The sequence below is a fragment of the Paracoccus sp. S4493 genome (genome assembly GCF_000967735.1).
GTDB lineage: Bacteria > Pseudomonadota > Alphaproteobacteria > Rhodobacterales > Rhodobacteraceae > Paracoccus > Paracoccus marcusii.
In genome coordinates, this window is record NZ_JXYF01000381.1 from 1 (window position 1) to 1,686 (window position 1,686).

Sequence of the window (1,686 nt, forward strand, 5' to 3'; positions counted from 1 at the left end):
CTGGCCGCGCTGCAGGCGGGGGCAACCGCGACGCTTGAACCCGACGTTGACGACCAGATGCTGATGGCGCGGATCCGCAACATCCTGCGCCAGTCGGATGCCCCGCAGGCCAGCCGGATGGGCATGGCCGAGGCACCGGCCGGTTTTGTCCATGCCGATCGTCCGCTGATCGTGCTCATCGCGGACAGCCAGACCCGTGCGCGGCGCTGGCGGCAGATGCTGTCCGAACGTATGCCCTGCAGGTTCGAGATCCGCGATCCTGACGAGGCGCTGGGCGCCGCATCCGCGGGGCGGACAGCGGACCTGTACCTGATCTCGGCCGATATCCGCGAGCGTGGCGACGGGCTACGCCTGCTGTCCGAACTGCGGTCTCGTCAGGGGTCTCGGGATGCGGGCTTCGTCATCGCCATCGGGCCTGACCGGGCCGAACTGTCGGCCATCGCGCTGGATCTTGGGGCGGGTGACGTGATGCCGGATGCGCTGTGCACCGCTGCGACGGCCGAGGCCGCGGCAGTGTCGCTGCAGATGCTGCTGTCGCGCAAATCCAAAAGCGACCAGCGTCGGGCCGAAGTTCAGCGCCATATGTTGTGGGCGATGACCGATCCGCTGACCGGATTGTACAACCGCCGCTATGCCCTTCCCAAGCTGGCCGACATCGCGCGCGACGCGATGCTGGCGCATCACGGATTCGCGGTCTTTGCCATCGACCTGGACCATTTCAAGGCGGTGAATGACTGCCATGGTCACACCGCCGGCGATGCCGTCCTGGCCGAGGTCGCGCAGCGTCTGCGCGATACCATCGGCGTGGACGGCATGACGGCCCGCATGGGCGGAGAGGAGTTCCTGGCTGTGCAGGGCAACTGCCCCCCGGTACGCGCGGCCCGCATTGCCGAGGCGTTGCGGCTGGCCGTGCAGGCGCGGCCCGTACGCCTGCCTGGCCTGTCCGGCGGCGGCGCGATCCGGGTGACGGCGTCGGTCGGGGTGGCCATGGTCGCGCCCGCGGATGACATCTGGCCGGATCAGCTGGCGCGAGTGGCGCTTGAGCGTGCGGACCGGGCGCTGCTGGCCGCAAAGGCTGCGGGGCGCAACCAGGTCGTCTGTTCACGCGCGGAACGTGCGGCATAGGAGGGACTTTCAATGTGCCGCCACGCCGCCTAGATTTGGTCCAAGCCCGCGGAGGATCCCGTCATGACAGATGCTGCCAAGATCACCCCATCGCTCACCCCCGAACGCCCGACGGGCCAGGCCATGCTGCGTGGCGCGCGGGGCCGCTGCCCGGCCTGCGGAGAGGGTCGGATGTTCTCCAGCTACCTCAAGGTGGCGGATGCCTGTCCCCATTGCCACGAGGATCTGCACCACCAGCGGGCCGACGACGGCCCGGCCTACCTGACCATCCTGATCGTGTCGCATCTTGGCGCGCCATTGTTGCTGGCATCCTTCATCGCGTGGCGCCCTAGTGCCATGACGATGATCCTGTCCTTTGGCCTTGGGGCGATCGTGCTGTCGCTGGCGATGCTGCCGGTGATCAAGGGCGCCATGGTCGGGTTGCAGTGGGCACGGCGCATGCACGGGTTCGGCCGGGCATGAGCGTCGCCATCCGCGATGCCGCAACCGTCCTGGTCGTGCGCCGCGACGCGGGCGGTGCGTCGGTCCTGATGGGCATGCGCGGCGCCGGCGCGGCCTTCA

2 protein-coding genes are annotated in these 1,686 nt (G+C 68.9%); both read left to right on the plus strand.

Annotated elements, in window-relative coordinates:
• Positions 1 to 1,125, plus strand: a 1,125-nt coding sequence (locus TW83_RS17865) for a diguanylate cyclase (protein ID WP_045984139.1), incomplete at its 5' end; no start/stop codon positions are given.
• 63 nt (positions 1,126 to 1,188) lie between these two features.
• Positions 1,189 to 1,587 carry a DUF983 domain-containing protein gene (locus TW83_RS17870; protein WP_045984140.1) on the plus strand — a complete coding sequence of 133 codons (399 nt, stop codon included), beginning with the start codon at positions 1,189 to 1,191 and terminating at the stop codon, positions 1,585 to 1,587.
• The last annotated feature ends 99 nt before the right edge of the window (positions 1,588 to 1,686 follow it).

What these genes read in the sequence shown, in the direction of transcription:
- TW83_RS17870 (WP_045984140.1), top strand. Translation starts at nt 1,189, where the DNA reads ATGACAGATGCTGCCAAGATCACCCCATCGCTCACCCCCGAACGCCCG.